Source organism: Streptomyces sp. NBC_00536 (assembly GCF_036346295.1).
GTDB lineage: Bacteria > Actinomycetota > Actinomycetes > Streptomycetales > Streptomycetaceae > Streptomyces.
Genome location: NZ_CP107819.1, coordinates 7421280 through 7445262, shown reverse-complemented (window position 1 = coordinate 7445262; position 23983 = coordinate 7421280). Strand labels below are relative to the sequence as shown.

22 protein-coding genes and 1 pseudogene are annotated in these 23983 nt (G+C 72.6%); 11 read left to right on the top strand and 12 right to left on the bottom strand.

The features are described 5' to 3' along the window. Nucleotides 1-27: 27 nt before the first annotated feature. Both OHS33_RS31760 and OHS33_RS31755 read left to right on the top strand, forming a co-directional pair. Nucleotides 28-1041, top strand: coding sequence for a helix-turn-helix transcriptional regulator (locus OHS33_RS31760; protein WP_330333853.1), 1014 nt, complete (start codon nucleotides 28-30; stop codon nucleotides 1039-1041). Beyond that, a complete protein-coding gene (locus OHS33_RS31755; protein ID WP_330333852.1) occupies nucleotides 1038-1502 on the top strand; it encodes a type II toxin-antitoxin system PemK/MazF family toxin in 465 nt (154 codons plus the stop codon). The genes OHS33_RS31760 and OHS33_RS31755 overlap by 4 nt, the downstream gene beginning before the upstream one ends. Nucleotides 1503-1526: 24 nt before the next feature. Here OHS33_RS31755 and OHS33_RS31750 read toward each other — a convergent pair whose 3' ends face one another. Then, nucleotides 1527-2339, bottom strand: coding sequence for a TIGR02452 family protein (locus tag OHS33_RS31750; protein ID WP_330333851.1), 813 nt, complete (start codon nucleotides 2337-2339; stop codon nucleotides 1527-1529). Nucleotides 2340-2502: 163 nt separating this feature from the next. Between OHS33_RS31750 and egtA the strand changes: the two genes are divergently transcribed. Genes egtA through egtD form a run of 4 tightly spaced genes read left to right on the top strand, consistent with a single transcriptional unit; the run spans nucleotide 2503 to nucleotide 7071 of the window. Further along, on the top strand, nucleotides 2503-3927 hold the full coding sequence (gene egtA / locus OHS33_RS31745; protein ID WP_330333850.1) for an ergothioneine biosynthesis glutamate--cysteine ligase EgtA: 1425 nt from the start codon (nucleotides 2503-2505) through the stop codon (nucleotides 3925-3927). After that, nucleotides 3924-5252: an ergothioneine biosynthesis protein EgtB gene (gene egtB, locus OHS33_RS31740; protein ID WP_330333849.1), complete on the top strand. Its 1329-nt coding sequence runs from the start codon at nucleotides 3924-3926 to the stop codon at nucleotides 5250-5252. The genes egtA and egtB overlap by 4 nt, the downstream gene beginning before the upstream one ends. Beyond that, complete coding sequence (egtC, locus tag OHS33_RS31735) at nucleotides 5252-6007, top strand: ergothioneine biosynthesis protein EgtC (protein WP_330333848.1); 756 nt, start codon at nucleotides 5252-5254, stop codon at nucleotides 6005-6007. The genes egtB and egtC overlap by 1 nt, the downstream gene beginning before the upstream one ends. An 11-nt stretch (nucleotides 6008-6018) precedes the next feature. Continuing rightward, nucleotides 6019-7071, top strand: a complete 1053-nt coding sequence (gene egtD / locus OHS33_RS31730; protein WP_330335286.1) for an L-histidine N(alpha)-methyltransferase — start codon at nucleotides 6019-6021, stop codon at nucleotides 7069-7071. 236 nt (nucleotides 7072-7307) lie between these two features. Here the strand turns inward: egtD and OHS33_RS31725 are convergent. The 3 genes and pseudogenes from OHS33_RS31725 to OHS33_RS31715 all read right to left on the bottom strand — a co-directional run. After that, a pseudogene (locus OHS33_RS31725) lies at nucleotides 7308-7838 on the bottom strand (lysophospholipid acyltransferase family protein); the annotation flags it as partial. Continuing rightward, the gene (locus OHS33_RS31720; RefSeq protein ID WP_330333847.1) at nucleotides 7835-8653 is read right to left on the bottom strand and encodes a GNAT family N-acetyltransferase; all 819 of its coding nucleotides are present in this window, start codon (nucleotides 8651-8653) and stop codon (nucleotides 7835-7837) included. The pseudogene OHS33_RS31725 and the gene OHS33_RS31720, both read right to left, overlap by 4 nt. A gap of 168 nt (nucleotides 8654-8821) precedes the next feature. Further along, nucleotides 8822-10084, bottom strand: a complete 1263-nt coding sequence (locus OHS33_RS31715; RefSeq protein WP_443065376.1) for an extracellular solute-binding protein — start codon at nucleotides 10082-10084, stop codon at nucleotides 8822-8824. 259 nt (nucleotides 10085-10343) lie between these two features. On the opposite strand from OHS33_RS31715, the gene OHS33_RS31710 reads away from it, so the two are divergent. Beyond that, complete coding sequence (locus OHS33_RS31710) at nucleotides 10344-10559, top strand: dodecin (protein WP_330333846.1); 216 nt, start codon at nucleotides 10344-10346, stop codon at nucleotides 10557-10559. Nucleotides 10560-10613: 54 nt separating this feature from the next. On the opposite strand, the gene OHS33_RS31705 is transcribed toward OHS33_RS31710, so the two are convergent. Beyond that, nucleotides 10614-11108, bottom strand: a complete 495-nt coding sequence (locus OHS33_RS31705; protein ID WP_330333845.1) for a phosphatase domain-containing protein — start codon at nucleotides 11106-11108, stop codon at nucleotides 10614-10616. Nucleotides 11109-11588: 480 nt separating this feature from the next. Between OHS33_RS31705 and OHS33_RS31700 the strand changes: the two genes are divergently transcribed. Then, the gene (locus tag OHS33_RS31700; RefSeq protein WP_330333844.1) at nucleotides 11589-11837 is read left to right on the top strand and encodes a hypothetical protein; all 249 of its coding nucleotides are present in this window, start codon (nucleotides 11589-11591) and stop codon (nucleotides 11835-11837) included. Nucleotides 11838-12031: 194 nt separating this feature from the next. Beyond that, nucleotides 12032-12805 carry an SAM-dependent methyltransferase gene (locus OHS33_RS31695; RefSeq protein WP_330333843.1) on the top strand — a complete coding sequence of 258 codons (774 nt, stop codon included), beginning with the start codon at nucleotides 12032-12034 and terminating at the stop codon, nucleotides 12803-12805. 1 nt (nucleotide 12806) lies between these two features. On the opposite strand, the gene OHS33_RS31690 is transcribed toward OHS33_RS31695, so the two are convergent. Both OHS33_RS31690 and OHS33_RS31685 read right to left on the bottom strand, forming a co-directional pair. Continuing rightward, nucleotides 12807-13781 (bottom strand): DUF5753 domain-containing protein, encoded by a 975-nt coding sequence (locus OHS33_RS31690; RefSeq protein ID WP_330333842.1) that lies wholly within the window; start codon nucleotides 13779-13781, stop codon nucleotides 12807-12809. Between the two features lie 89 nt (nucleotides 13782-13870). Then, nucleotides 13871-14095: a DUF397 domain-containing protein gene (locus OHS33_RS31685; protein WP_330335284.1), complete on the bottom strand. Its 225-nt coding sequence runs from the start codon at nucleotides 14093-14095 to the stop codon at nucleotides 13871-13873. A gap of 185 nt (nucleotides 14096-14280) precedes the next feature. Between OHS33_RS31685 and OHS33_RS31680 the strand changes: the two genes are divergently transcribed. After that, nucleotides 14281-16692: an excinuclease ABC subunit UvrA gene (locus tag OHS33_RS31680; RefSeq protein WP_330333841.1), complete on the top strand. Its 2412-nt coding sequence runs from the start codon at nucleotides 14281-14283 to the stop codon at nucleotides 16690-16692. Here OHS33_RS31680 and OHS33_RS31675 read toward each other — a convergent pair. The 5 genes from OHS33_RS31675 to OHS33_RS31655 form a co-directional block, all read right to left on the bottom strand. Next, nucleotides 16676-17326 (bottom strand): hypothetical protein, encoded by a 651-nt coding sequence (locus OHS33_RS31675; RefSeq protein ID WP_330333840.1) that lies wholly within the window; start codon nucleotides 17324-17326, stop codon nucleotides 16676-16678. The genes OHS33_RS31680 and OHS33_RS31675 overlap by 17 nt on opposite strands. A gap of 31 nt (nucleotides 17327-17357) precedes the next feature. Further along, a complete protein-coding gene (locus OHS33_RS31670; RefSeq protein ID WP_330333839.1) occupies nucleotides 17358-19229 on the bottom strand; it encodes a stealth family protein in 1872 nt (623 codons plus the stop codon). 240 nt (nucleotides 19230-19469) lie between these two features. Beyond that, complete coding sequence (locus tag OHS33_RS31665; RefSeq protein ID WP_330333838.1) at nucleotides 19470-20216, bottom strand: succinate dehydrogenase/fumarate reductase iron-sulfur subunit; 747 nt, start codon at nucleotides 20214-20216, stop codon at nucleotides 19470-19472. Then, nucleotides 20213-22234 (bottom strand): fumarate reductase/succinate dehydrogenase flavoprotein subunit, encoded by a 2022-nt coding sequence (locus tag OHS33_RS31660; protein WP_330333837.1) that lies wholly within the window; start codon nucleotides 22232-22234, stop codon nucleotides 20213-20215. Before OHS33_RS31660 ends, OHS33_RS31665 begins: the two co-directional genes overlap by 4 nt. Before the next feature lie 2 nt (nucleotides 22235-22236). After that, nucleotides 22237-22941 carry a succinate dehydrogenase gene (locus OHS33_RS31655; protein ID WP_330333836.1) on the bottom strand — a complete coding sequence of 235 codons (705 nt, stop codon included), beginning with the start codon at nucleotides 22939-22941 and terminating at the stop codon, nucleotides 22237-22239. Between the two features lie 96 nt (nucleotides 22942-23037). Between OHS33_RS31655 and OHS33_RS31650 the strand changes: the two genes are divergently transcribed. Then, nucleotides 23038-23916 carry a LysR family transcriptional regulator gene (locus tag OHS33_RS31650; protein WP_330333835.1) on the top strand — a complete coding sequence of 293 codons (879 nt, stop codon included), beginning with the start codon at nucleotides 23038-23040 and terminating at the stop codon, nucleotides 23914-23916. Nucleotides 23917-23983: the final 67 nt, after the last annotated feature.

The window sequence follows — 23983 nt, the reverse complement described above, 5'->3', positions numbered from 1 at the left end:
TACCACCAGGCCTTGGAACAAGGAGAGTTGACCGGATCACCGGCGGAATCCACCGGATTACGCACCGACGCCCACCACGAGCACCTGGCCGCACTCCAGGCGTGGCAGCTCTTGCGCCCCGCCCCCGAAGGGGACGCCTGGGAACCGGTCAGCCCCCACCACGCCATCGCCACCCTCCTCGGCCCTCGGGAGGAAGAACTACGCGCGGCGCACGTGCAGTTGAAGATCCATCAGGAGCAGGCCGCCGCACTGCGCGCCACCCTTGAGGCACTCCCGCTCCCCCGCGCCCACGACGGACCGTCGTCCGCGGAGGTGCTGGAACTCCTGCCCGACGTGCACGCCGCCCGCAACGCCATCAGTTCCTGCGTCGCCGACTGCCGCACGGACGTCGTCTCCTTCCAGCCCGGCGGCGGCCGGCCCGCCGAGATCCTCGCCGACGCGCTGCCCCGCGACCTGGCCATGCTCGACCGCGGCATCGAGATCCGGTGCATCTACCAGCACCCGGCCCGCTTCCACCAGCCCACCCAGGACTATGTCCGCACCGCCGCGGCGGCCGGATCGCAGATCCGCACCCTCGACGAGCTCTTCGGCCAGATGATCATCGTGGACCGGCGGGTCGCGTTCATCCCCGACCACGCGCGCCCCCGCGGAGCCGTGGTCATCCGCCAGCCCTCCGCCGTCGCCTTCCTCTACGACGCCTTCCAGCAGTCCTGGAACCGGGCGACCCCCTACCTCAGCGGCCCGGCCGCGGCCCGTACCGTGACCGAGGAGATCAAACGCACGGTCGCCGTCCTGCTCGCCGACGGCATCAAGGACGAGGTCATCGCCCGCCGCCTGGGCCTGTCCCTGCGCACCTGCCGCCGCCACATCTCCGAACTCATGGACCAGCTCGGGGCCCGTAGCCGCACCCAGGCCGGTGTCCTCATCCACGCCCACGGCCTGCACCTCTCCGCGGCCGCCGCGCAGACGCCCCCCACCGACGGGACGGCCGCGCGAAATCCCGCGCCCACCGGTCCCGCACCGCTAACCTCACCCGAATGACGGCACTTTCACACCACAGCAACGGTCACGTCGAGCAACCAGGCCGCGACGGCTCCGGCGCCACCGCCGAGGTCGATCCGCACGCCATCGGGCCCGTCCGCACCTCGTACGCCCCGGACCACGACGGGGACCCGGATCCCGGCGAGATCGTGTGGACCTTCGTTCCGTTCGAGGAGAACGACGGGCGGGGCAAGGACCGCCCCGTCCTGGTCGTGGCCCGCGAGACCGGGCGCGGCACCGTGCTCGCGGTCCAGCTCTCCAGCAAGCGGCACGACCACGACCGCGAGTGGGTCCCGATCGGCACCGGCCCCTGGGACGGTGCCGGGCGGGAGTCCTGGGTGGACGTGGACCGGGTGCTGCGGGTGCACGAGGACGGCATGCGGCGCGAGGCCTGCGCCCTGGACCGGGGCCGCTTCCAGCTGGTCGTGGACCGCCTGCGCGAGCGGTACGGCTGGAGTTAGCGACTCCCCCCGGCCCCGCGCCCCTCAGCCCGGGAAGGCCGCCTCGAAGGCGCGGCGGGGGCCGGGGGCGCGGTCCAGGATTCCGAACGCCACCCGGTCGAAGACCCCCGCGAAGCGGCCCGTCAGCAGGGCCCGGAAGGCCTCGGCGACCTCGGCCGGGTCGTTCATGAACACCCCGCACCCCCACGCCCCCAGCACCAGGCGCGGGTAGTCGTGCAGGGCCGCCACCTCCAGGACCCGCTCCGCCCGCCGGGCCAGCGCCGCCGGGATCTCGCGGGCCCGCTCGGGTTCCTGGCGCCGGATCGTGCCCGCGTTGGGCGCCGGGGAGGTCAGGAAGCCCGCGCGGAAGGGTTCCTCCAGGAGGTCACCGCGGTCGTCGCGGAAGACGGGGACACCGGGCGAGTGAATCACCCGGTCGGTGTAGAAGGTGCTCCGCTCGGCGCGGTGGACCTCGTAGTACTCGCGCGCCTCCAGCAGGGTCTCGTAGAGGGCGGAGGCGCGGCACAGGGCTTCCTCCTGGGCCTTGGCCCCGCGGACGTAACCGCCCCCGGGATTGCGGGCCGAGGCGAAGCTGAGGACCGCGACCGGGCCGTCGGCGGCGAGCCTGCGGGCGGCGACGGTGCTGCTCTCGCCGGTCACCTCGAACACGGTCGCCCGGCTCCCCGTGCCCTCCGGTTCGCCTGGAATGAGTGGATTGGGGCCATATATCCTGGTTCCTGCCTTGGCCTCCGCCACGGCGGCGGCGAGCGGAACCTCCCGTCCCGACCTCGACCGATATCCCCCGGCCGTCACGATCTGCGCGTTTTCGAGCGCGATGGCCCGCAATCTACTGCTCATCCCCCGATTCTCCGGAACGGGGAGCGCAAGCGGCAACGCAATTCCTTGCGCGATCCGACACCGGTTTGCGCGATCTTGATGCGAACCGCACGATTCACGGCCCGACCACGACGGGTAGGCAACGGTGATGTCACGGCTCACGACAGGAGATGAGGATCCGGTCATGCCCCAGGACTCACCCATGGCACACGTCCGCGAGCATCCCCCCGAACGTCCCCCGGGATGTCCCCCCGGGCATCCCGCGGAGCACCCCGCGCACCCGCTCACCGAGACCGCCGCCGAGGACCTCGTACGCGGCATCTGTTTCAAGACGGGCCCGCCCCGGCTGGTCGGTGCCGAACTGGAATGGCTGCTGCTGGACGCGGAGGACCCCGCCCGACCGCTGCCGCCCGCCCGGCTCACCGCCGCGCACGACGCGGCGGCCGCCCTGCCCCTGCGGTCCCGGTTCACCGTCGAACCCGGCGGCCAGCTCGAACTCAGCTCGCCGCCCGCCACCTCCCTGATGGGGTGCGTCGGCGACCTCCAGACCGATCTGACGGCCGTACGCGCCGCCCTCGGCGCCCAGGGCGTCGTACTCGACGGTCTCGGGCACGATCTGCGCCTGCCGCTGCGGCGGCTGCTGGACAGCCCGCGCTACACCGCGATGGAGACCTACTTCGACCGCACCGGACCGGCCGGACGGGCCATGATGCGCGCGTCCGCCTCCGTACAGGTCTGTGTCGACGCCGGCCATGAGGAGCCCGGGCCGCTCGGGTACGGCAGGCGCTGGCGGTTCGCGCACCTGCTGGGCGCCGTGCTGGTGTCGGCCTTCGCCAACTCCCCCGCCCCCAGCGGCCCGTACGCGGGCTGGCGGTGTTCCCGCCAGGGCGTCTGGAGCGACCTCGACACGGCGCGCGCCCTCGCCCCGCCGCTGGACGCCGACCCGCGCGAGGCCTGGACCCGGCACGCGCTCGACACCACGGTGATGTGCGTACGGCCACCGGGTCCGGACCACGAGAAGGCGGCCGGGGCCTGGGAGGTCCCCCGGGGCCTGAGCTTCCGCGGGTGGCTGCGCGGCGCCGGGCCCCGGCCGCCGACCGCCGCGGACCTCGACTACCACCTCACCACCCTGTTCCCGCCGGTCCGGCCGCGCGGGCACTTGGAGCTGCGGATGATCGACGCGCAGCCGGGTCCGGACGGCTGGCTGGTCCCGGTGGCCGTGGTGCACGCCCTGTTCGACGATCCGGAGGCCGCGGAGACGGCGTACCGCGTGGCGAAGGGGCTCGCCGATTCCTACGGCCCGCGGCCCGCGCCGCGCAATCCGCTCTGGCGCTCGGCCGCCCGGTTCGGGCCGCGCGACCCGGAGCTGCGCGCCGCCGCCCGCGCCTGCTTCCGGGCGGCGGCCGAGGCGCTGCCGCGCCTCGGGGCGGACACCCGGGTGCGGGACGCCGTGGGCGAGTTCACCGACCGGTTCGTGCGGCGCGGCCGCTGCCCCGCCGACGAGGCCGAGGAGGCGCGCACCCGGTCCGGCGCCACGATGGCGTCCCCGGCACCCGCCCCGGCTCCATCTCCAGCTCCCGCCCTTGACCGGAAGGAGGCGCGCCCGTGAGCGCCGAAACCGACCGGGCGCCCCAGGCGCCGCCCGGGGACCTGCGCGAACGGGCGGCCGCCGCGCTGACCGCCGCCCGGGTCCGGACCGCCGGGCTGACCGACCCGGTGACCGACGCCGACCTGACCGCGCAGCACTCGCCGCTGATGTCCCCGCTGGTGTGGGACCTCGCGCACATCGGCAACCAGGAAGAGCTGTGGCTGCTGCGCCGGGTCGCCGGCCGGGAGCCGCTCCTTCCCGGGATCGACCCGCTCTACGACGCGTTCGCGCATCCCCGCGCGGAGCGGCCCGCCCTGCCGCTGCTGGGCCCCGCCGAGGCGCGCGGCTACAGCGCGCGGGTGCGGGACCGGGTGTTCGACCTGCTGGAGCGGACCCCGTTCGAAGGCTCCGCGCTGCTCGACGACGGCTTCGCCTTCGGGATGATCGCGCAGCACGAACAGCAGCACGACGAAACGATGCTGATCACCCATCAGCTGCGGCCGGGCAGCCCGGTGCTGACCGCCCCGGAGCCGGAACCGCCGAGCGGGCCTCCGCCGCCGGCCGCCGAAGTCCTGGTTCCCGGCGGGCCGTTCACCATGGGCACCTCCACCGAGCCGTGGGCACTGGACAACGAGCGTCCCGCGCACACGCGGGACACCGGGCCCTTCTGGATCGACACGGTCCCGGTCACCAACGCCCGGTTCCGCGCCTTCATGGCGGACGGCGGCTACGGCGAGGCCCGCTGGTGGGCGGCCGAGGGCTGGGAGCAGATCCGCCGCCACGGGATCGAGGCCCCGCTGTTCTGGTACCGGGAGGCGGGCCAGTGGCTGCGCCGCCGCTTCGGCGTGGTGGAGCCGGTGCCCGACGACGAGCCGGTGCTGCACGTCAGCTGGTACGAGGCGGACGCGTACGCCCGCTGGGCCGGGCGGCGGCTGCCCACCGAGGCCGAGTGGGAGAAGGCGGCCCGCCACGACCCGGCGGCCGGCCGGTCCACCCGCTACCCGTGGGGCGACGCCGATCCCACGCCCGCGCACGCCAATCTCGGCCAGCGCCACCTGCGCCCGGCCGCCGCGGGCAGCTACCCGGCCGGGGCGTCCGCGCTCGGCGTGCGCCAGCTGATCGGCGACGTGTGGGAGTGGACGTCGAGCGATTTCCTGCCCTACCCGGGGTTCCGGGCGTTCCCCTACCGCGAGTATTCCGAGGTGTTCTTCGGTCCGGAGCACAAGGTGCTGCGCGGCGGCTCGTTCGCCGTGGATCCGGTGGCCTGCCGGGGCACCTTCCGCAACTGGGACCTGCCGGTGCGCCGCCAGATCTTCGCCGGTTTCCGCACCGCGAGGGACATCTGATGTGCCGTCACATCGCATGGCTGGGACCGGTGGTGCCGCTCGGCAGACTGCTCACCGAACCGGATCACTCGCTGGTGCGCCAGTCCTGGGAGCCCCGCCGCCAGCGCTTCGGGACGGTCAACGCCGATGGTTTCGGAATGGGCTGGTATGCGGAGGGGGACCCTATACCGGCCCGCTACCGCAGGGCGGGCCCGGTGTGGGGCGACGCCTCCTTCAGCGATCTCGCGCGGGTGGTGCGCAGCGGGGCCGCGCTGGCCGCCGTCCGCGACGCGACCCTGAGCGGCGCCGACGGGGAGGCCGCGGCCGCGCCCTTCGCGTCCGGACCCTGGCTGTTCAGCCACAACGGCGCGGTGCGGGACTGGCCCGATGCGGCCGCCGGGCCCGCCGCCGCGCTGGCGCCGCTGGAGCTGCTCCAGCTGGCCGCCCGCTCCGATTCAGCGCTGGTGTGGGCGCTCGTACTGCGCGTGCTGCGGGCGGGCGGGAGCCTGGGCGAGGCGCTGACCGGCCCGGTGTACGAGCTGGCGGCGGCCTCGCCCGGGTCCCGGCTGAACCTGCTGCTCACCGACGGCCACGCGATCGCGGCGACGGCCTGGGGCGATTCGCTGTGGTACCTGGCGGACGACCGGGCGGGGCGCACGGTCGTCGCGTCCGAGCCCTACGACGACGACCCCCGCTGGTGCGAGGTCCCCGACCGGACGCTGCTGACCGCTTCCCGTACGCGCGTCGACCTGACCCCACTCAAGGAGACCCAGTGAGTGAATTCCCCATGGGCGGCTTCCGGTTGACCCGGACCCTCGACGAGAACGCGGCGGAGGCGGCGCTGCGCGCCGATGTGCGCGAGGGACTGACCGCGTCCCCCAAATCGCTGCCGCCCAAGTGGTTCTACGACAGCCGGGGCAGTGAACTCTTCGAGGAGATCACCCGGTTGCCCGAGTACTACCCGACGCGCGCGGAGCGGGAGATCCTGCTGGAACGGGCGGGCGAGATCGCGGCGGTCAGCGGCGCCCGGACCCTGGTGGAGCTGGGTTCGGGGTCCTCGGAGAAGACCCGGCACCTGATCGAGGCACTGCCCGCGCTGGACACGTACGTCCCGGTGGACGTGAGCGAGAGCGCGCTGCGGGGCGCGGCCGGGGTGCTGCTGGCGGACCGGCCGCGGCTGCGGGTCCACGCGCTGGTGGCGGACTTCACCCGGCCGCTGGCGTTGCCGCCGTCGCCGGGGCCGCGGCTGGTGGTGTTCCTGGGCGGGACGATCGGGAACCTGCGGCCCGCCGAGCGGGCCGCCTTCCTGGCGTCCGTACGGGCGATGCTCTCGCCGGGGGACGCGCTGCTGATGGGGACCGACCTGGTCAAGGACGAGGCGGTGCTGGTGGCGGCGTACGACGACGCGCAGGGGGTGACGGCCGAGTTCAACCGGAACGTACTGGCCGTCATCGACCGGGAGTTGGGCGCGGACTTCCACACCGCCGATTTCGCGCACGTGGCGGTGTGGAACCGGGAGGACGAGTGGATGGAGATGCGGCTGCGCGCCCGGACGGACGCCGTGGTGAAGATCCGGGCGCTGGACCTGGTGGTGCCGTTCGCGGCGGGTGAGGAGATCCTGACCGAGATCTCCGCGAAGTTCCGTCAGGAGGGGGTGCGCGGTGAACTGGCGTCCGCCGGACTCGAACTGACCCAGTGGTGGACGGACCGGGCGGGCCGGTTCGCGGTGTCCCTGTCCGTCGCCGCGGCCACGGCGGAGGACCAGGTGCGCGGCGCCGGGGAGGTGCGGGGCGCCGGGATGCCGTTCAACGGTTCGGAGCCGGACGCGACGGCCGCCTGAGCCGCCGCGGCGAGGTCCCGCCGGTCCGGGTGACGGCCCGGCGGGATCCGCGGCAGCAGGGTGATGTCGGCCCGCACTCCGCGGGCCCGGGCGATCCGCCACAGCGAGGCGGTCAGCGGGTCGTCGCCGACGAAGGCGGGCGCTCCCGCGAGCCGCCCGTCGGCCAGCCGGTATTCGATGCGTACGGGCTGTACGGCGACCCGCGCGTCCAGGGCCGCCTGGAAGGCGGCCCGGCGGAAGGGCCCCCGGCCGCGCCCGCACCAGGTGCTGCCCTCGGGGAACACGGTCACCCGGTCCCCGGCCCGCAGCGCGGCGGTGAGCTGCCCCACCGTGTCCGGCAGGGCCCTGATCCGCTCGCGTTCGATGAAGAGGGTCCCGGCTCCGGTGGCGAGCCCCCCGAGGACCGGCCAGTCGCGGATCTCGCTCTTGGCCAGCATCCGGGAGGGCAGCGCGGCCGCGACGAGCGGGATGTCGAGCCAGGAGATGTGGTTGGCGACGACGAGCCGGCCCCCGTCCGGTCCGGGGGTCCCGTGGACGGTGATCCGGATCCCGAAGGACCGGACGAACCCGCGCGCCCAGGCCCGTACGAGCGCACCGCGCGGCCCGGCGGGCAGCGGCCGCAGGGCGGGCGCCGCCAGGATGCCGAGCAGCAGCACCAGGACGGCGGTGAACAGGCGCACCGCCGCGTGCGCGGCACCCGCGGCCGGGCCGCGGTGGGCGGCGCAGGCTTCGGGGGTACAGGGCGAGGTGGGCAGCCAGGCGCTCATGCGCCGGGGGCGAGCGAGAGGAAGTGCCGGAGGTAGCGCGGGTTGGTGCGGCGCAGCGAGAGCAGGACGTAGAGGTCGGCGACGCCGAACTCGGCGTCGAGCGCGGGCTCCCCGCACACCCAGGCCCCCAGCCGCAGGTAGCCGCGCAGCAGCGGCGGCAGCTCGACGCGGTCGGGGAAGGTGATGCCCTCGGGGCTCCAGGGGCGGTGCGGGGTGACCCGGTACTCCTCGGGGGCGAGGCTGCGGGTGAGGACGTTCTCCCGGGTGGCGGCGGCGAGGACCCCGCCGTCGGCGAGCGGGACGGAGCAGCACCCGGCCAGCCAGTTGTGCCCGGAGCGGTCCATGTAGCGGGCCAGCCCGGCCCAGATCAGGGCGATGACCGCGCCGTTGCGGTGGTCGGGGTGGACGCAGGAGCGGCCGACCTCGACCAGGTCGGGCCGGATGGGCGCGAGGGCGGAGAGGTCGAACTCACCCTCGGAGTAGAGCCGCCCCGCGACCGCTGCGCGCTCCGGGGGCAGCAGCCGGTAGGTGCCGACGACCTGCTCGGTCTCCTCCTCGACGACGAGGAGGTGGTCGCAGTAGGCGTCGAAGGCGTCGGCGTCGAGGCCCGGCTCGGGGCCGTCGAGGCGGGCGCCGAGCTCGCCCGCGAAGACCTGGTGGCGCAGCCGCTGGGCGGCGCGCACCTCGTCCTCGTCACGGGCCAGGCGGACGGCGTAGCGGGGCGCGGGGAGGGCGGGGACGGCCTGCGGGCGTGCGGGGCGCGGGGCCACGGGGAGGGTGGTGAGGTCGGCGGGGGAAAGGGGGGCGATGGTCATGACGTGGCTCCTGATCCGGAAGCGGGAGCCAGGCCGGCGGCGTATCGGCCTGACTCCTTTACTTCTTCCGTGACCGGCTGGATTCGACATGACCGAGCGGCGGCACCTGGATGTGCGAACGCTGAACTCAGCGGTCGGGCTCAGGTGCCGGAACTCAGCGGCCCGAACTCAGCGGTCGGAGCTGAGGATCTTACTGAGGGCCTCGGAGGCCGTCTTCGCGGCTTCCTTCGGGTCCTGACCGGACAGGACGGCCGTCATGTAGGGCTTCATGGGGTTCTTGGCCTCGACCTCGGCCCAGCGGGCGGACTTCGGGGTGGCCCGTCCCTGGGCGGCTCCCGGAGCCATCGCGGTGGCGCCGTCGTTGCCCTCGACGACGTGCGCGAGGGTGGTCTTGTTGGGGACGTAGCTCATCTCGCGGGCCAGTTCGGTCTGCCACTTCTCGCTGACCAGGGCCGTGATCACGTCCACGGCGGCCTTCCGGTCGGCGGTGTGGTCCGGGATGATCAGGTCGGAGCCGCCGGTGAAGACGGCTCCGGGCTTCTCGCTGGTCTTCCCGGGTATCGAGAAGAAGCCGAGCTTGCCCTTGAGGGCCGGGTTCAGCTCCTCGATCTGCGCGGCCTGCCCGGGCGGGGCGATGATCTGCGCGATCTGGCCGCGCGCGAAGACCTCGGCCTGCGAGGGGCTCTCCTCGTCGGCGCTCTTGGGGCCGTCGCCCAGCGCCTGGAGCTGCTTGTAGAAGTCCATGCCGGCCAGGGCCTCACCGGTGTCGAGGGTGCCGATCCACTGGCCGCCGGTCTCGACGGCGAGGTCGCCGCCCTCGTCCCAGATGAACCCGGACAGCACGTACCAGTTCTGGCCCGGCAGGTAGATGCCCTGCTGGGCGCCCTTGTCGAGCTTCTGGGTGGTGGAGATCCACTCCGCGCGGTTCTTCGGGGGCGTCTTGATCCCGGCGCTGGTGAACATGTCCTTGTTGTAGATCACCACCCGGTTGGCCGCGTACCAGGGGACGCCGTACTGGGCGCCGTTCACGCTGCCGGGGTCGGCCAGGCCCTTGAGCCAGTCCTTGCTGCCCCACTCGCGCAGGCCCTCCAGGGTGAGTTCGGACAGGCCGCCGGTCTCGATGTACTGCGCGACCTGGGTGTTGCCGACCTCGATGACGTCGGCCTTCTCCTTGCCCTTGCCCTTGAGCACGGCGTTGACCTTGTCGCCGATGCCCGTCCACTCCTGGATCTTGATGTCGAGGTCGACCCCGGGGTGGTCCTTCTCGTAGGCGTCGGTGAACTTCTTGATGAAGCCATCCGAGGCGCTGCCCTTCATGAGCCACAGCGTGACCTTCTGGGGCCCGCCGTCCGAGCTGCCGAGCGCACTGCAGCCGGTCAGTGCGGTGGCGGCCACGAGGGCGGTGCACACGGCGAGGAAACGCATTTTCACGAAGGTCACCTTCTGGTGGGTTGATCTCAGATGGCTTGAAATTGGCATGGACCAATGGGCGGGTCAAGGGGCTCGGGCGCTGGATTCTCTGCACAAATGCGACGAACCGGTACGTCTCCTCCACCTGGTGCACACACAGGGTTCACAGGAACGTCGCATGCGGGCCGCACGGCTCCTCCGGGCCCCCTCCGCCTCGCGGACCGGGACGTACTGGGGCACCGTGGAACGAGGCACCAGCCCCCACCCTCGGGAGAGCCCCATGTCCAACCACACCTACCGCGTGACCGAGATCGTCGGAACCTCCACCGAGAGCATCGACCAGGCCATCCGCAACGGCATCGCCCGCGCGGGCCAGACCGTCAGGAACCTGGACTGGTTCGAGGTCTCCCAGGTCCGCGGGCACATCGAGAACGGCGAGGTCGCGCACTTCCAGGTGGGGCTCAAGGTGGGCTTCCGCCTCGACGGCGAGGACTGACCCGACGGCGAGGCCCGAGCGCGGGATCGGGCGCGCGGGATCGGGCGCGCGGGATCAGGTGCGCCCCTCGCCCTCCTGAGCCTCGCGCAGCTCCGGCGCGTCCGCCGCCCAGTCCGCCCGTACGACGCGGAACCCCGCGGCGCGCACCGCCTGGCAGACCAGCTCGTCGTCGTCCACGAGCATCCGCACCTCCCGGCCCCGGGCGATCCGGCGGAGCACCTCCAGCTTGGTCGTCCGGGCCGGGCGCCGGTCCTGGTCGCCGCGCATCCACACCCGCCCCTCGGGCAGCCCGTGCCGCGCCAGCCACTCCAGGGTGTCCGCGCGGCACCGCTCCGGCCGCCCGGTCAGGTAGACCACCTCGCAGTCGGCGGCGCTCCCGACCGCCATCGCCACGCCCTTGGCGAGCGGCGGGTCGTCCTGGGCCGCACCGAAGAAGCCGTCCCAGTCCCGGGGCCGGCGCTCCAGGAAGTGCTGGCGGTGCGCGGTGTCGGAGAGGGTCCCGTCGATGTCGAAGACGGCCAGCGGCCGGCCGTTCGTGTGTGCGCTCATGCGGGCCAGCGTAGGCGCGGGCACCGACAGCGACGAAGGAAGCCTTCGCTTAAGCGAATTAAGCGCCCTGCGTACGTTGCATACGCACGGGCGATTCGAGCGCCGCGCAATGCGCCATCCCGGGCACAAGCGTGCGAACTTCATTCCTACGGGTGAATCTCATCAGGCCTTCCAGGCCCCCCGCAACACCCGGATCTCCGCTGGGCAAGAGCCCTTTCCGAGCCCGCGCGGGCCAGGCCAGGCCATATGCCGCATTGACAGCGGCAGACCGATCATAGGGGGATTCGAATTCCCACGAGGGGCCCTTTCGCACGTTCTGCCGGGACGTCACTTCTGTTGAGGAGAAGGTAGATTCGGCCCCGCTTCCAACAGAGCAAGACGGCCCCGGGCGTTCCAGCGCCCAGGGCCGTCCGTCAAGCCAAGGGAAAAGGAATCGCCTTGCTCAACCCGCCACGCCGGGGGCTCCTCGCATGGATCCCGGTGCAACGTAAGCGCAGTATCCCGCAGCAGTCCGGCGGGCAAACCCTCCTGCGCATCACCCTGGCCATCGGCCTCGTCCTCCTCTGCCTGCTCATCGCCCTGCTCGTGTACCGGGAGGGCGGTTCCGTGACCCTCGACGTGGTGGGGTTCGCACTGACCCTGGCGGGGGTCGCGTACTCGATCCGCCGGTGGGCCGCGAGGGAGCGCCGGGCCCGCAGGATCCGCCGGGAGCACGCCCCGCGCCGATAGCTCCCGACCGCCGTCGCCGTCGCTCCGGCGGTCCCCCGGACCGCCGGACGCCTCGCCGAACGACAACTGCCTCCGCGCGCCCCTGTTTTCCACACCTTCAGGTGACGGCGCGCGATCCACTTCCTCTCTAACATGGTCAGTTGTGACCGGCACAACTCTTGGGGCAGGGTTGAGGGGGACGGATGCACCACGGTGTGCGCACGCCGAGCGTCGCGCGGATCTACGACCGGTTGCTCGGCGGGGTCGACAACCATCCCGTGGACCAGAAGGTCTGCGAAGACCTGCTCGGCATCGCACCCGGCTCCCGCACCCTCGCCCTCGCCAGCCGGGCCTTCCTGCGCCGCGCGGTCCGCGTCCTCGCCCGTGACTACGGCATCCGGCAGTTCCTGGAGCACGGTTGCGGCCTGCCCGCCCGGGACAATGTGCACGAGGTCGCCCAGACCGTCGCCCCCGGGTCCCGCGTGGTCTACATCGACAACGACCCGCTGGTCCTGGCCCACGCCCGGGCCCGGCTGGTCGAGAACCCGTGGACCGCCGTGGTGTCGGCCGACGTCCGCGACACCGCGGCCGTCTTCGCCGCTCCGGAGGTCCGCGGGCTGATCCGGCCCGGCGAACCCACGGCCGCCCTGTTCGTGGCCGTCTCCCAGTGCCTGCCCGACCAGGACGTCCTGCCCATGCTGGAGCGGGTCAAGGAGCGGCTGGCGCCGGGCAGCTTCCTGGTGGTGTGCCAGTACACGAGCCGGTGCCCCGAGGTCCGCGACCGGGTGACCTCGCTGATCAGGGATGCCACGCTCGGCGGCTGGGGCCGGGTGCGCGAGGAGCACGAGGTCCGCGGTTTCCTGCACGGGCTGGAGATCATCGAGCCCGGGCTGGGGGACGTCGCCGACTGGCGCCCGGATCCGGTCCGCCCGGCGCTCCCCCGCGCCACCGACCTGATCGCGTGGGGCGGGGTGGGGCGGATCGTCTGAGTCAGTCCCCGGCCGGGGCCGTTCCCGGCGGGTCCGAGGCCTCCGCCTTGGCCGCGTACTCCCGGATCCGCTCGTCGAGGAAGTCGACGCTCTCCTGCCACGGCAGGGCGCGTTCCATCAGGTGGTCCATGACCTCGCGGTAGCGCCTGACGCGGGCGGGGGCCGTCACATAGTCCGCGCTCTCCAACTGCTCGACGTACACCAGCTCGGCCGGGCCGCCGTCCACGAACTGCAGGTGGGTGACCGGGAATCCGGGGGCCGTGCCGACCTCGTTGTGGTCGAAGCGCAGGATCCGGATGTGCGCGTCGGTGGACCCGTCCGAAGCGAAGCTCTTCAGGTGCCGCATCTGGTCGCGCATCACCCGCGGGCCGCCGACGGGCCGGTACAGCACGCTCTCGTCCAGGATCATGATGAGTTCGGGGCGGTGCGGGCGGTTCAACAGCCGCTGGCGCTCCTCGCGCACCCGTACGTGCCGGCTGATCTCCACCGGGTCCGCCTCCGTGGCCAGGCCCACGAGCACCCGGGCGTACTCCTTGGTCTGCAACAGCCCGGGGACCACGTGGGTTTCGTAGGCGCAGATCCGTTTCGCCTGTGCCTCCAGCGAGATGAGCCTGCGCAGGAAGTCGGGGGTCAGGTCCTCGTACTTGCGCCCGCGCCGCTCCAGCCGTACCTGGTCGAGGAGTTCGTGGATCTCGTCGTACTCGTCAGCAGGCAGGCCGTAGTGGCGCACCAGGTCCCAGACGTCATTGGTCTTGGCCGGGCTCTCGCCCCGTTCGAGTCTGCTGAGCTTCGACGCGGACCCCCGGATGAGGGCCGCCGCGTCCACGAGGGACAGCTGCTGGTCCTCCCGCAGTCTCCGCAGCCGCTCGCCCAGCAGCCGTGAGGCGGGGCCCCGTTCGGCCGGGGCCCCGGCGGCGGGTGGACCGGGGGGCGCGGGGGTGGTGACCCCGCGCGGTGGTCGCGGACGACCGGACATGCGAGCTCCTTGCTGACTGAAAAGCGCCATCAGCGGCCCAGTCTGGATCTCGCATGCCCGTTTCATCAAGCATTGGCCAGGAATTTACCCTAGGCATCCGCTCCGTGCAGGTGATCGAACTCCCCGGCGCCCGCTCCCGCCACGAACGCCGTCATCTCGTCCCGGGTGAACACCAGGGCCGGGCCGCCGGGGAACCTCGAATTGCGCACCGCGAAATCACCTCCCGGCAGCGCCGCCACCTCCACGCAGTTCCCGATCCCGCTGCTCGCGCTGCTCTTCACCCAGCGCACCGATGTGATGCCGTCCGCCGCCATGCCGTTCTCGAATCCCACGGGCCACCTCTTTCCGAATCCCATGACCGACACTCCCTCCATCCCATATGCAATTGCATGTGAGTGGATTCAGGGACGAGCGTAGTCAGCGACCCCCGCGAAGTAAGTCCCCCTAAAGGGTGTCCCGGCGTCGGGCAGGGTGACCCGGACCCCGTAAAATGTGATGAATGCGCCAGCCGACCGACCCCTCCGCCCGTGATTCCTTCGTTCGCGTGCGCGGTGCCCGGGAGCACAATCTGCGCGGGGTCGATGTGGACATCCCCCGTGACGCCCTGACCGTCTTCACCGGAGTGTCCGGATCCGGGAAGAGTTCGCTCGCCTTCGGGACCCTGTACGCCGAGGCGCAGCGCCGGTACTTCGAGTCCGTGGCGCCGTACGCCCGTCGGCTCATCCACCAGATCGGCGCCCCGAAGGTGGACTCCGTGACCGGGCTGCCGCCCGCCGTCTCCCTGGAGCAGCGGCGCTCCACGCCCGGTTCCCGCTCGTCCGTCGGGACGGTGACCCTGCTGTCCAACTCCCTGCGGATGCTGTACTCCAGGGCCGGCAGCTATCCGCCGGGCGCGCCGTCGCTCGACTCGGACGCCTTCTCCCCCAATACGGCGGCCGGCGCGTGTCCCTCCTGTCACGGGCTCGGGCGCGTCCACCGCACCAGCGAGGAACTCCTGGTGCCCGACTCCGGTCTGTCGATCCGTCAGGGTGCGATCGCCGCCTGGCCGGGGGCCTGGCAGGGCAAGAACCTGCGGGACATCCTGGAGGTGCTGGGCCACGACGTGGACCGGCCGTGGCGGGAGCTGCCTGCGAAGGACCGCGAGTGGATCCTGTTCACCGAGGAGCAGCCGGTGGTCACCGTGCACCCGGTGCGGGACGCGGACCGGATCCAACGCCCCTACCAGGGCACGTACATGAGCGCGCGGCACTATGTCATGAAGACCTTCGGCAGCACGAAGAGCGCCACGCTGCGGGCGCGGGCCGAGAAGTTCCTCGCCGATTCCCCCTGCCCGGTCTGTGCGGGCAGCAGGCTGCGCCCGGAGGCGCTCGCCGTGACCTTCGCGGGCCGGACGATCGCGGAGCTGGCGGCGCTGGCGCTGACCGACCTGGACGCCGTACTGGCCTCCGCTCCCCCGGCCGGTGAGGCGGCCCGGGTACTGGCCGCGGACCTGCGGTCGCGGATCGGCCCGGTCACCGAGCTGGGCCTGGGGTACCTGAGCCTGGACCGCACCGCGCCGACCCTGTCGGCGGGCGAGCTGCAGCGGCTGCGGCTGGCGACGCAGCTGCGGTCCGGGCTGTTCGGGGTGGTGTACGTACTGGACGAGCCGTCGGCGGGGCTGCATCCGGCCGACACCGAGGCGCTGCTCGGCGTACTGGACCGGCTCAAGGAGGCGGGGAACACCGTCTTCGTGGTGGAGCACCACCTGGACGTGGTGCGCCACGCGGACTGGCTGGTGGACGTCGGGCCGCTGGCCGGGGAGCACGGCGGCCGGGTGCTGTACAGCGGGCCGCCGCGGGCACTGGCCGGAGTACCGGATTCGGCCACCGCGCGGTTCCTGGCCGGTCCGGCAGGTCCGGCCGAGGGGGCCGGGCGGGCGGAGCGGGCGCCGCGTGCGGCGACCGGCGAGGTACGCCTGTCCGGGGTCACACGGCACAACCTGCGGGACCTGTCGGCCGCGTTCCCGCTGGGGGTGTTCACGGCGGTCACCGGAGTCTCCGGATCGGGCAAGTCCACCCTGGTCGGCCAGGTTTTGGCGGACACGGTCCGGGAGCGGATCGCGGCGGCGGAGCCGGACTTTGCGGTCCGGCGGCTGGTGGAGGTCGACCAGAAGCCGATCGGCCGGACCCCGCGGTCCAATCTGGCCACCTACACGGGTCTGTTCGACGCGGTCCGCGCGCTGTTCACGGCCACCCCGCAGGCGCGGGCGCGCGGCTGGAAGGCGGGCCGGTTCTCCTTCAACGTGGCGGGCGGGCGCTGCGAGACCTGTCAGGGCGAGGGTTTCGTCTCGGTGGAGCTGCTCTTCCTGCCCAGTACGTACGCCCCGTGTCCGGCGTGCGCGGGCGCCCGCTACAACGACGAGACCCTCCAGGTGCGGCACGCGGGCCTGAACATCGCGGAGGTGCTGGGGCTGACGGTGGAGGCCGCGGCGGTCTTCTTCGCGGAGGTCCCGGCGGCCGACCGTGCGCTGCGCGCGCTGGCGGACATCGGCCTGGGCTACCTGCGGCTCGGGCAGCCCGCGACGGAGCTCTCGGGCGGCGAGGCGCAGCGGATCAAGCTGGCGAACGAGCTGCAGCGGGTGCGCCGGGACCACACCCTGTACCTGCTGGACGAGCCGACGACCGGGCTGCATCCGGCCGATGTGGAGGTGCTGCTGGACCGGCTGCACGGGCTGGTGGACGCCGGGCATTCGGTGGTGGTCGTGGAGCACGACATGGCGGTGGTGGCGGGCGCGGACTGGGTGATCGACCTGGGTCCGGGCGGCGGCGCGGACGGCGGCCGGGTGGTGGCGGCCGGCCCGCCGGACCGGGTGGCCCGGTCCGGGGAGGGGCGTACGGCGGCCTATCTTGAACGGGCTATGCGTCCCCGGTGAGCAGGTGTTGCGGGAGTTCGCGGAAGCTCCACTCCCCCTTGCGGCGGTCCAGGAGCCACACGAGGTCGTAGCGGTCGGGCCAGCCCGCCGGGATGCCGAGCACCCGGTCGGCGCCGAGGGCGTGGACCAGGCGCGGGATGCCGGTGTGTTCCCAGCAGATGAGGACGGGGGCGCGGGCGGCGAGCGCGGCGCGGGCCAGGTCCGCTTCGCGGCCGACGGCGAGGTCGGCCCGTACGGGCGTGCGCAGCGCCCCGGCCAGTGGGGCCACGGTCTGGCGGGACCTGGCGGGGCCGGCCGGGCCGGGCGCGAAGATCACCGCGGGCCGGGGCAGGGCGGCCCCCGGGGTGGGCGGGAAGAGCTGGGACAGGGCCTCGGCACGGCGGCGGCCGCGGCCGGCGAGGGATCCCGCGTCGTCGTTGCCCTCGTCGTCCTCACCGGTGTCCCCGGCGTACGGTTTCTCGGCGTGCCGGATCACCATGATCAGGGCGTCATGGGCGGGCGGCTGCGGTCCCGGGGCGGGGGCGGCCGGGCGCTCGTCGGCGGCGCAGCCTGCCAGGAACAGCGGGGCGATCGGGGTGAGTGCGGCGAGCACGGTCCGGCGCCGTGGTCCGAGGCCTCTTGGTGCTTCTGCCATGCCGGACACTGTCACCCATGACGGTTCCCGGTCACGTGTACGGCACGGCCCGCGCCGCCGCGGTCAGCCGATCGGCGCAGGCTCCGGTGCCGCTCCCCCGCTGAGCGGGCATGAACGCGCACTTCTCGTAGGGCGAGACGACCGGGAAGTACGCCTCCAGGAACGCGGTGACCGCCCGGTGCTGTTCCTCGGGCGACAGCTGCGTACCGCAGTCGTCGGCGAGGCAGAAGGCGTCGGTGCGGCGGTCGTGGACCAGTTCCGGCAGCCGTTCGATCTCCTCCGGGCGGTCGGTGGAGACGTAGGCGAGGGCCAGTTCCCCTTCGACGGCCCGGCCTTCGGCGAGCGCGAGGTGCGCGGCCAGGGTGATCGGGGCGAGGTCCGTGGCGCTGCGGAAGGCCGAGCGGCTGGTGGCGGCGAGGCGTCCGGGGAGCCGTTCCTCGGCCTGGGCGAAGAGGGAGCGGCTCATCGGGTACGGCGCGTGGGCCAGGATGCGCGGGTAGGTGCGGCGGGCGACTTCCTCGACGGCGCGGCGGGTGGCCCGCTGCGAGGCGGTGAACACGTCGTCGCGGATGTCCGGCGAGCTGGGCGGGACGGCCCGGGTGTCGTGGAAGACCTTGGGCAGCCCGGAGGGGAGGAAGTAGCTCTGCGGCTGCTGCGGACGGCCGAGGAAGATGTCGTCGTTGAAGTAGAGGTAGTGCTCGGCGAGGCCGGGTATGCGGTGCAGCTGCGTCTCGATGGCGTGCGAGTTGAAGACCGGCAGCGAGCCGGGGTCGGCGAACAGCTCGCGGTGGGAGACGACGGTGACCTGCGGGTGGTCGGTGGCCAGCCAGGTCGGCACCTGGTCGTCGGTGACGAGGAAGATCCGGCGGATCCAGGGGGCGTGCGCGGCGATGGAGCGCAGGCAGTAGCGCAGTTCGCCGCGGTCGCGGTAGCGGTGGTCGGCGTCGTCGACCGCGGGGACCCCCGTCGCACCGGCGGCGCCGGACCCGGCACGGCGGGTGTCTTCGGCGTACTCGGCCTGGGCCCGGTCCCTGCGGCGGCGCCAGACGGGGTCGTCGGCGTCCACCCAGGTGATCACGGCGTCGATCGGGAAGTCGATGTCGTCGGGGAAGCGCCGGGCGAGGGCGTCCACGACCGGGTACTCGCGGTCGCCGACGCGGCGCGTGAGGGTGGCCGCGAGCGAGGGCACCCACCAGCCGAAGGGGGTTTCGCGGATGGAGGCGACTCCGCCGGAGCCGGACTCCGGCGGATCCCAGAACTCCAGGTCGCAGCCGTGGTCGGCGCCGAGGTAGAGGGTGCGCCCGGAGGTCACCACGGGCTGGTGCAGGCGGACGCCCTTGACCTTGTGGTACGGGTCCTCCTCGTCGGCGGCCGCGTCGTGGCGGCGCTCGGCCTCCTGGGCGGCGACGGCCGCGGGGAGGGCCTCGGCGAGGGTGACGGCGAGGGTTCCGCCCTCGCCGAGCAGCTCGGCGTAGACCGGCCGTCCGGTGAAGGCTTCCGCGCACGCGGCGAGCGCGGTCGCCCGGGCGCCGGGTGCGATGGCGACGCGGTGCAGGAGTCCGCCGTCGGGGACCAGCCCGTAGCCGATCCCGGCGCCTTCGAGGGCCTCGGCCGCGGCCCGGAGGTTCGCGGCGCGCAGGTCGGCGGGCATCAGGTCGTCCCGTACGAGGGCCAGCCTGCCCCGGTAGCGGACGGCGCCCTCGCTCTTCGCGAGGACGGCCAGCAGCTCTTCCTCGCGGTCGGGAGGGCGCGGGTCCGGCGTCCCGGTGGGCGCGGCGTCGAGCCGTTCGCGCTCCGTGCGCCCGGGCTGACCGGGGACGCGGGCGGACGGCCGCAGGACCCGGGCGAGCCGGTGGAGGCCGGTCCAGCGCAGGCGTCTGCGGAATCCGCTCATGCCGCTCATGGTCACACCTCGGGGGTCGCGATCGTTTTTACCCTCGGCCGTGAACGGCAGTTCCGCCCAGGTCAACATCACAATATGCCGGGATGGCTGAATGTTGAACAGGACCTTGGACCTTTGGCGGTCCGTACAAGTCGATGCAGGTCACAGGCCCCTCACAGGAATCCGCGACCGGTCCGTCGACAAACCGGACTTTCCCGAAACGATCCTCGGAAAAGCCCGGCGTCGAATGTCCGGAGGCCCTCAGCGACCGCCCTTGCGGACGGCCCGGAGCCATTCCTTGTTCATCGCCGCGATCGACGGCAGCGGGATGCCCTTGGGGCAGGCGGTGGCGCACTCGCCGGTGAGGGTGCAGCCGCCGAACCCCTCGCCGTCCATCCGGGCCACCATGTCCAGCACCCGGGTCTCCCGCTCCGGCGAACCCTGCGGGAGCACGCCCAGATGGTTGACCTTGGCCGCGGTGAAGAGCATCGCCGAGCCGTTGGGGCAGGCGGCCACGCACGCGCCGCAGCCGATGCACTCGGCGTTCTCGAAGGCGTGGTCGGCGACGGGCTTGGGCACTGCCGTGGCGTGCGCCTCGGGCGCGGCTCCGGTCGGGGCGGTGATGTAACCGCCCGCCTGGATGATCCGGTCGAAGGCGCTCCGGTCCACCACCAGGTCACGGACCACGGGGAAGGCCGCGGCCCGCCAGGGCTCGACGTCGATGGTGTCGCCGTCGGCGAAGGAACGCATGTGGAGCTGACAGGTGGTGGTGCGTTCCGGTCCGTGCGCGTCGCCGTTGATGACGAGGCTGCACGCGCCGCAGATGCCCTCGCGGCAGTCGTGGTCGAAGGCGACCGGGTCCTCACCGCGCAGGATGAGGTCCTCGTTGAGGGTGTCGAGCATCTCCAGGAAGGACATGTCCTCCGAGATGCCGTCGACCTCGTAGGCCGCCATGGCGCCGGGGGCGTCGGCGTGCTGCTGGCGCCAGACGCGCAGGGTGAGCTTCATGCGTAGCTCCGCTGGGTGGGGTGGACGTACTCGAAGACGAGGTCTTCCCTGTGCAGGACGGGGGCGGCTCCGGTCCCGGTGAACTCCCAGGCGGCGGCGTACGAGAACTCCTCGTCGCGCCGCTCGGCCTCGCCGTCCGGAGTCTGGGACTCGACGCGGAAGTGGCCGCCGCAGGACTCGGCGCGGTGCAGTGCGTCGAGGCACATCAGCTCGGCCAGTTCCAGGTAGTCGACGACCCGGTTGGCCTTCTCCAGGGTCTGGTTGAACTGCTCGCCGCTGCCCGGGACCTTGATCCGCCGCCAGAATTCCTCGCGGATCTCCGGGAGCCGGGCGAGGGCCTTGCGCAGGCCCTCCTCGGTGCGGGCCATGCCGCAGTACTCCCACATCAGTTCGCCGATCTCCCGGTGGAAGGAGTCGGGGGTGCGGTCGCCGTCGACCGCGAGGAGCCGCTCGATGCGGTCCCTGGTCTCCCGTACGGCGGCCACGGCCTCGGGGTGGGTGTCGTCCAGGGCATCGGTACGGGGATGGCGGGCGAGGTAGTCGTTGATGGTGGACGGCAGGACGAAGTAGCCGTCGGCGAGGCCCTGCATGAGGGCGGAGGCGCCGAGCCGGTTGGCCCCGTGGTCGGAGAAGTTGGCCTCGCCGATGGCGAAGAGGCCCGGGACCGTGGTCGCCAGGTCGTAGTCGACCCAGAGTCCGCCCATCGTGTAGTGCACGGCGGGGTAGATCCGCATGGGGACCTCGTACGGGTTCTCCGCGGTGATCCGCTCGTACATCTCGAAGAGGTTGCCGTACTTCTCCGCCACCTTGTCCTTGCCCATGCGGCGGATGGCGTCGGCGAAGTCGAGGTAGACCCCCTGGCCGCCCGGACCCACGCCGCGGCCCTCGTCGCAGACGTTCTTGGCGGCGCGGGAGGCGATGTCCCGGGGCACGAGGTTCCCGAAGGACGGGTAGATCCGCTCCAGGTAGTAGTCGCGCTCCTCCTCGGGGATCCGTGCGGCGGGACGGGTGTCGCCGTGCGCCTTGGGCACCCAGATCCGGCCGTCGTTGCGCAGCGACTCGCTCATCAGGGTCAGCTTCGACTGGTGGTCGCCGGTGCGCGGGATGCAGGTGGGGTGGATCTGGGTGAAACACGGGTTGGCGAAGTGGGCGCCGCGGCGGTGGGCCCGCCAGATCGCGGTCGCGTTGGAGTTCATGGCGTTGGTGGAGAGGTAGAAGACGTTGCCGTAGCCGCCGGTGGCGAGGACGACGGCGTCGGCGAAGTGGGTCGAGATCTCCCCGGTGACCAGGTCGCGGGCCACGATGCCGCGCGCCTTGCCGTCGACCACGACGAGGTCCAGCATCTCGGTGCGGGCGTGCATCTCGACGTTTCCGGCCGCGATCTGCCGCGAGAGGGCCTGGTAGGCGCCGAGCAGCAGCTGCTGGCCGGTCTGGCCGCGGGCGTAGAAGGTCCGGGAGACCTGGACCCCGCCGAAGGAACGGGTGTCGAGGAGGCCGCCGTACTCGCGGGCGAAGGGGACGCCCTGGGCCACGCACTGGTCGATGATCTCCACGGAGATCTGGGCCAGCCGGTGCACGTTGGACTCGCGGGCGCGGAAGTCGCCGCCCTTGACCGTGTCGTAGAAGAGGCGGTGTACGGAGTCGCCGTCGTTGCGGTAGTTCTTCGCGGCGTTGATACCGCCCTGCGCGGCGATGGAGTGGGCCCGGCGCGGGGAGTCCGAGAAGCAGAACTGGACGACGTGGTAGCCCTGTTCGGCGAGGGTGGCACCGGCCGCGCCGCCCGCGAGGCCCGTACCGACGACGATGACGGTGTGCTTGCGGCGGTTGGCCGGATTGACCAGCTTGGCCTCGAAGCGGCGGCGGTCCCAGCGGTCGGCGACCGGGCCGGCCGGGGCCTTGGCGTCGGCGACCGGGGCGCCGGTGCGGTAGTCGGCGTAGGTGGTCGTGGCGTCTTCGGCGGCCGCGAGGCTACCGGTGGTCGCGGCGTCTTCGGTGGTCGTGGTGTCTTCGGTGTTCATGGTCAGCCCACCAATCCGGTCATGACGGAGACGGGGACGGAGACGAATCCCGCGAAGAGGACGAGGGCCAACAGGTTGGCGAGGGCCTTGAGCGCCCGGTCGCGGCGGGCGTTGCCCGCTCCGAGGGTCTGGGCCGCGCTCCAGAACCCGTGCCGGACGTGGAGGGCGAGGGCGGCCATCGCGGTGATGTAGATGACGTTGCCGTACCAGGTGGAGAAGGTCGCGACGACGTTCTCGTACGGATGCCCCTCCAGCGCCCGCTCGTTGACCGTGAGGGTGGTCAGGTCGAGGATGTGCCAGACGATGAACAGGCCGAGGATCACCCCGCCCCAGCGCATCGTGCGGGTCGCGTAACTGGCGCGCCGCCGCTTGTGGGCGTACTTGACGGGGCGCGCCCTGATGTCGCGGCGGCTCAGCTGGTAGGCGGAGACGGCGTGCGCGACGACGGCCGCGAGCAGGACGATCCGGGCGATCCACAGTCCCCAGTGGCTGTGCAGGACGGGCGCTCCCATGTGGCGCAGCCAGGCCGCGTAGCCGTTGAACTCCCCGGCCCCGAAGAAGATCTTCAGGTTGCCGAGCATGTGGACGACGAGGTACGCGAGCATGATCAGCCCGGACACCGCCATGACGGTCTTCTTGCCGACGGAGGAGTCCCAGAGCGTGCGCGTGGTGGACGGCCGTCGGCCCGTCCGCGTTGCCAGAGCCATGGGTCCAGACGTTAGGGACCAAGGACCTCAAAGGTCCAAGACATGATGAGGCTCATCTTGATAGGTGGCGACTATCAGGTGGTCTAAGCTGGGACGATGCAATTCCAGCAGCTCGTGTACTTCGTGGCCGTGGCCGAGACCCGGCACTTCACGCGGGCGGCGGAGCGGGTGCACGTCGCCCAGCCGTCGCTCTCCCAGCAGATCAAGGCCCTGGAGCGGGAGCTGGGGGCGGAGCTGTTCAGCCGGGCGCGGGGCAACATCGCGCTGACGGACGCGGGCGAGACCCTGCTGCCGCTCGCGCGGCGGATCCTGGCGGACGCGGACACGGCCCGGCTGGAAGTGCAGGAACTGGCGCAGCTGCGGCGCGGACGGGTGCGACTGGGGGCCACGCCGAGCGTGTGCACGGGCCTGCTGCCGGACGTCCTGCGCGCCTTCCACACCGCGCACCCGGGGATCGAGCTGCTGATCGAGGAGAGCGGCTCGCTGGACCTGGTGCGCGAACTGGCCCGTGGGGCCCTGGACCTGGCCCTGGTCACGCTGCCGCTGCCGCCGTCGGCGCCCGCGCTCACGACGGTCGAGCTGCTGACGGAGGACCTGGTGGTGGTCTCCTCGGCGGAGCTGCCGCCCCCGGGCGATGGCGGGCCGCTGCGGATCCGGGATCTGCGGCAGGAGCCGATGGTGATGTTCCGGCACGGCTACGACCTGCGGGAACTGACGGTGGCCGCCTGCCGGGCCGAGGGGTTCGAGCCGGTGTTCACCGTCGAAGGCGGTGAGATGGACGCGGTGCTCGGGTTCGTCCGGGCCGGGCTGGGGATCGCGGTGGTACCGGCGATGGTCGTCGACCATGCGGGTCAGGGGCTGCGCACCACCGCGCTGGCGGGCTCACCCCTGCGCCGGACGATCGCCCTGGCCCACCGCACGGACGTGGCCCCGCCGCGCGCGGCCCGGGAGCTGAAGCGGATCCTGGTGGGCTGAGGCGGATCCCGGTGGACTGAGGCGGATCCTGGTGGACTGAGGCGAATCCCGGTGGACTGAGGCGGAT